We start from the raw sequence: 5,557 nt of genomic DNA on the forward strand, positions 1-5,557 counted from the left end.
TTTTCGATGCGGATCGAGAAATGAACGGCGTCGCTATCGGATAACCGCTTGGGACGGCGCAACATATGCACGTTGCCGGCAGTCCCGCCGTTCCCCTCCAGATTGTGCGCCACATGGACCATTCAGACCCCCCGAAACCCGTCGGGTCGAACCGGCGAGTCTGTGACGGTCTATCCAAAACTGTATCAGCCAAGCCGAATGGGAGTTTTGGTAAGGCTCCGGCAGTTAGAGCGCCCCGAGAAAAATCTAGCATGGGGAGCCGGGAACAGATGCCGTGGACAGTCTTCAATCGCTATGGTCAGAGAAAATATCTGACTTCATCAGAAGTCGATTCATTTGTAAAATCGGCAAAGGGCACTTCGATCGAGGTGCAGAGCTTTTGCTGGATGCTTGCATTCAGCGGATGCCGTATCTCTGAAGCCTTGTCCCTCACCCGCGACAGCATCGACTTTGAAGCCGAGCACGTCATCATTAGGTGCCTGAAAAAGCGGGGAAAACGTGTATTTCGGGCGATCCCGCTGCCACCGGAATATCTTAAGCTGCTTCGCCGCTGGCTGGGGCAGGTTAAGAACGGAACTTCACCCTTGTGGCCTTGGTCGCGCATGACCGGATACCGGCGCATTTGCGAGGTGATGCAGTCCGCTGGCATCAGGGGAACCTACGCTACTCCGAAAGGGCTGCGTCATGCCTTCGGCATTCGTGCGATCCAGGCAAGCGTTCCCCTCACTCTCGTCCAGCGCTGGTTGGGCCATGCCGATATCAAGACCACAGCGATCTACACAGGCGCAATGGGACCTGAAGAGCGCGAAATCGCGGCGCGCATGTGGAAAACTAAGTCTATGTGGGGGCGGTCATCGAGCGGACCCAGCTCCACCCCAAGGAGCCACGAGCCAGACCCTATTAACGCTCCGTTCGACTATCATGAATTCGGCGAATATACCCGCGATACTTCGGCTAAATCGGAAAACTTCCAAGTTTCGACCGAAACTACGAAGATCGCCCCTGTGCCGACATCTCTCGGAGAGCTGGTTAACAGCGCAAAAAAGATCGCCGAAACGCGAATGGCGCGAATGCTCTATTGCCCTTTGATACAGTTTTGGATACAGTGTAACTCTGATTATCCCTATTTTTCATCATCTTACTCCTCCATTGGTGACGTTCCTCCCGCTGACGCGCCCTGGTTGATCCCCAGACTGGAGCCAACCGGTTGAACCTTGGCACAATCAATCGGATTTTACGTCACACTTGCCGGTCGACGAACCTTTCGGTCGGTCACCGATGAGGCATGGAGGGACTGACGAAGGGGTGAACCACGCACCGAACCGGGACGGATCGGGCGAGAAACAGGATCACGTCATCTGAAATCGCGCTTCTACAGGATGTTGGGCCGTTTTATGAACCGGTAGGGTCGGCGTTCGTGCGATCCTCGGCAAGCTCTTCCCTGAACCGGGGACCGAGTTCCATGCGGCGGTTCAGCGTGTCGATGAAACGCGTCCAGCGCTCCCGGCCCTGGGCATGGGCGGCCTTGACCGCGCCATCAGGGAGGGGTGGCGTCGCACTGAGCCAGGAGCGGATGAACAGGGCCAGCGTCTCGTTGGACAGTTCGACATGCCATTCGAGCCGCTCGACATCGCGCGTCAGGCGATCAAGACGCCGACTGAGCGAGGCTTCGAGCCGATCGGCTGCGTCGGGGGAAAGGAACGAGACCAGCGCCGCTTCGATGATCGCGGTCTGCGAGGCCTTGCGCCTGCGTGCATGGTCGGCAAGCGCCCGGGCGAGATCGGCCGGCAGGCGCACGCTGCGCTTGACCTGACCGCCGCTCACAGGAGCAGCCCGTCATCGGGATCGAGCGAGGCGTTGCGGGCGTTGCGGCGCATCAGCCGGTCGGCCTGCCGCCGCGCCTGCGTCGCGTCCTCCTGCGCGTCGTTGCGATCGAAATCGAACTCATTGGCCTTCGGCGTGGAATCGGGGGCAATATTCTCATGCGCCCCCAGCTCCGGCTCCTGCCGTATGCCGGCATTGGCCGCATCGTCCGTGGCTTCAGCCTCACCAGCGTCGACAGGCGCATCGGTCGCAACACCATCCTCGCCCGCCTTTCCGGTCGCTTCTTCGGTCTGGGCCGCAGGCGGCGGCAGAGGCGGCGCCTCCACCGGATCGAGCATGGTCCAGTCATCCCGAGGCCGTAGATCGGGCGCAAGGGGTTTGGGCTCGGGCGGTGGCAGGAGCCGCGCTTTGAACCGCGGATCGAGATAGTAGCGCGCCTTGGCCGCCCGGACCGGCGCGGTGCTGGCGACGAAGACGATCTCCTCGTCCTCGGAAAATTGCTGGATCTCGCCGGGGGTAAGCAAGGGCCGCGCGGTTTCGGTGCGTGAGACCATGATATGCCCCAGCCAGGGCGCGAGCCGGTGCCCGGCATAATTCTTCATCGAGCGCTGTTCAGTCGCAGTGCCGAGCGCGTCGGACACGCGCTTGGCGGTACGTTCGTCATTGGCGGCGAAAGCGACACGAACATGGCAATTGTCGAGGATGGCGTTGTTCTGGCCATAGGCCTTCTCGATCTGGTTCAGCGATTGGGCGATGAGGAAGGCCTTGATTCCATAGCCTGCGACATAGGCAAGTGCGCTCTCGAAGAAATCGAGCCGGCCGAGCGCGGGAAATTCGTCGAGCATGAACAGGAGCCGCTGGCGCTGGCCCTGCACTGTCAGTTCCTCGGTCAGCCGCCGGCCGATCTGGTTGAGCATCAGGCGCACCAGCGGCTTGGTCCGGCTAATGTCGCTGGGCGGGATCACCAGATAGAGCGAGACCGGCACGGGGGAGGATACGAGATCGGCGATGCGCCAGTCGGAAGCCCCGGTCACCTTCGCCACGACGGGATCGCGATAAAGCCCCAGGAACGACATGGCGGTGGAAAGCACGCCCGAACGCTCATTGTCGGACTTGTTGAGCAGTTCCTGCGCGGCCGCCGCCACGACCGGATGGACGCCGGCCTCACCCAGATGCCGGGTCGCCTTCATCCGCCGCAAGGTTTCCTCCACCGGACGCCGCGGATCGGAGAGGAAGGCGGCGACACCGGCGAGCGTCTTGTCGGCCTCGGCATAGAGGACATGGAGGATGGCGCCGACCAGCAGCGCATGGCTGGTCTTTTCCCAATGGTTGCGCTTTTCCAGACTGCCTTCGGGGTCGATCAGCACATCGGCGACATTCTGGACGTCGCGCACTTCCCACTCGCCCTTGCGGACCTCGAGCAGCGGATTGTAGCCGTTGGACAAAGGATTGGTGGGGTCGAACAGCAGGACGCGGCCATGCGCCGCACGAAAGCCCGCGGTCAGCGTCCAGTTTTCGCCCTTGATGTCATGGACGACGCAGCTGCCCGGCCAGGTCAGCAGCGAGGGGATGACGAGACCAACGCCCTTGCCCGACCGGGTCGGCGCGAAGCAGAGCACATGCTCGGGACCGTCGTGGCGCAGATAGCGTTTCTCGTGCCAGCCGATCACCACGCCGTCGTCGGCATAGAGCCCGGCCTTGCGGATCTCCTTCTCCGTCGCCCAGCGCGCCGAGCCATAAGTCTCGGATTTCTTTTCCTCGCGCGCGCGCCAGACCGACATGGCGATCGCGACGACCACGGCAGCCATGGCGCCCGAGACCGCGATGAAGGCGCCGGTCTCGAAGATCTTCGGCGCATAGGCGTCATAGGCGAACCACCACCAGAAGAAGGCGGGTGGCGGATAGATCGGCCACGGACCCAGCCAGAACCAGGGCTGCCCCAGTTCAGGCTGATAGGCGAGCGCAGCCGCCGTCCACTGGGTTGCAGCCCAGATACCAAACAGGGTCAGGGTGATGACGGCCAGCACCTGGCCCCAGAGGATTTTGGTTGCAGACATGGTCGATCCTCGAAAGACAAATGAGGATCGGGACCGCGATTGACGGAAGATTCAAGCATGGAATGCTACCGCCGCACTCTGGCGTAGAAAGACAGGGATCGGCGTAATGCAGGGATCGCAAATGTCCCTGCAAACAGATTGTCGGGCCAGATTTCCATGGCCCCGCTATAATCGACAAAGATGCTGTTTCAGGTCGAGTGATGAAGAAAGCTGGCCGCACCGTTACCGCAGGAAGAACTGCACCGGCACGACCAGTTCCAGCGTGTCGCCGGGTTTGTCGTCAGGAGGCTTGGGTAGCGGTTGAGCTCGCCGGGGCAAGGCCAGCGCCTCCCGGTCCAGATCGGAAACTCCGGACGATCGCTCCAGCGCTACGGACAGCACCTTACCCTGCCTGTCCATGACGAAGCGGATATAGGGCACACCCTGCTGGCGTCTTGCTTCGGCCAGCCTCGGATAGCGGCGATACCTGTTGAGCTGCACCAACACCCGCCCTTCCCATGTGTCCGGGCCATTGCTCGACACGCGCGGCGCGGGCGGCGCCGGCGCGGTCCTGGGGGCGGCCGTTTCCGGTTCTTTCGGGGCCGGATCGGCGGGCTGCACGGTCGGTACGGGCATCGGCGCCGTCACCGGCGAGATCGGGATTTTGGTTGGCTCGATCCGCTCGATTTTAACCGGCTCCTGCTGCGTTTCCTTCTTCTCGACTGGCTTGGGCGCATTTTTCGGTTCCGGGGGCGTATCGTCCGGCGCGGCGGGCGGCTTGAGGTCCATGACCGTCAACGTCGCCTGCTGCGGCCGTTTGACGTACGTGGTCGATATGGAGATCAGGAACAGCGCAGCCACGATGCCGTAAACAGCCAGCGAGCCGCCAATCCCGAACAGCCTGTTGCTACGGGAAGAAGAATAGCCATGCCGTTGGATCCGGTGACAGGCTGGCTGTGTATCGGGCATCGGTTGCATAGCGACAGAGTGCGGTTGATCGCCACTGTCGCTATGGGCATCATTGAGCAGCATCGAGTGCTCCACTCCGGGCAATAGCAGCCGGCCGCCGGTTCGCCCGTCGCCTGCTGCTACGGGACGCACGCTTCCTCCACCAGATATAGACGCCGGTGATGGACAACATCGCCACGACCAGCCCGGTGACGCAGATGAGGATACGACCGGGCAGACCCGCGACCTGGCCAGAATGAACCGGAAGCATCAGCCCTGCGATCATATCCCCGGCTTTGCCCGCACCTGCTTCTTCGACCGACAGGATGTGGCCATCCGCAGCGGAGACGAAGATCGTCGAGGCGCCAAAACCTGCCTGATGGGGGCGGCCAAAGCGTATGCCATAGAATCCCTGCGCACGGGCGGCATAAATCATGGCAACGGGATGATCCCAGTGGCGGCGAGCCGCCTCGCCCTTCGCTTTTGCGAGCGCGTCATTCCAATCGAGCGTCATGGGCGGCGCGGTCGGTGGTGCGGGCTGATCCCATATGCGCGGGCTGGTCGGCAGCAGGGCCGACAGGACCGGGCGGAACAATTCGCTGTTGAGGTTCAGGGAAACGCCGGACAGCGCAAGCAGGAACAATATTGCCAATAGCCACAAACCGCAGGCGCGGTGCAGGTCGAGATTGAGGCGATAAGGCCCGGCACCGCGTTTGATCGTCCAGGCCAGTTTCCACTTCTTCCAGAAG

The 5,557-nt window shown here is 62.0% G+C and carries 5 protein-coding genes; 1 reads left to right on the plus strand and 4 read right to left on the minus strand.

What is annotated here, in order from left to right; genetic code table 11:
* The first annotated feature begins 269 nt into the window (after positions 1-269).
* Positions 270-1,211: a tyrosine-type recombinase/integrase gene (locus ACODRZ_RS26240; RefSeq protein WP_488973137.1), complete on the plus strand. Its 942-nt coding sequence runs from the start codon at positions 270-272 to the stop codon at positions 1,209-1,211.
* Between the two features lie 181 nt (positions 1,212-1,392).
* On the opposite strand, the gene ACODRZ_RS26245 is transcribed toward ACODRZ_RS26240, so the two are convergent.
* From ACODRZ_RS26245 to ACODRZ_RS26260, 4 genes are all read right to left on the minus strand, one after another.
* Entirely contained in the window at positions 1,393-1,824 is a 432-nt protein-coding gene (locus ACODRZ_RS26245) for a ribbon-helix-helix protein, CopG family (protein ID WP_087576313.1), read from the minus strand.
* Positions 1,821-3,881 carry a conjugal transfer protein TraG gene (locus ACODRZ_RS26250; RefSeq protein WP_130754836.1) on the minus strand — a complete coding sequence of 687 codons (2,061 nt, stop codon included), beginning with the start codon at positions 3,879-3,881 and terminating at the stop codon, positions 1,821-1,823. The genes ACODRZ_RS26245 and ACODRZ_RS26250 overlap by 4 nt, the downstream gene beginning before the upstream one ends.
* Before the next feature lie 222 nt (positions 3,882-4,103).
* A complete protein-coding gene (locus ACODRZ_RS26255; RefSeq protein WP_087576087.1) occupies positions 4,104-4,892 on the minus strand; it encodes an energy transducer TonB in 789 nt (262 codons plus the stop codon).
* A partial coding sequence (locus tag ACODRZ_RS26260) for a PepSY-associated TM helix domain-containing protein (protein WP_488973138.1) occupies positions 4,879-5,557 on the minus strand: 679 nt, incomplete at its 5' end. The genes ACODRZ_RS26255 and ACODRZ_RS26260, both read right to left, overlap by 14 nt.

The organism is Novosphingobium sp. FG90 (genome assembly GCF_057808725.1).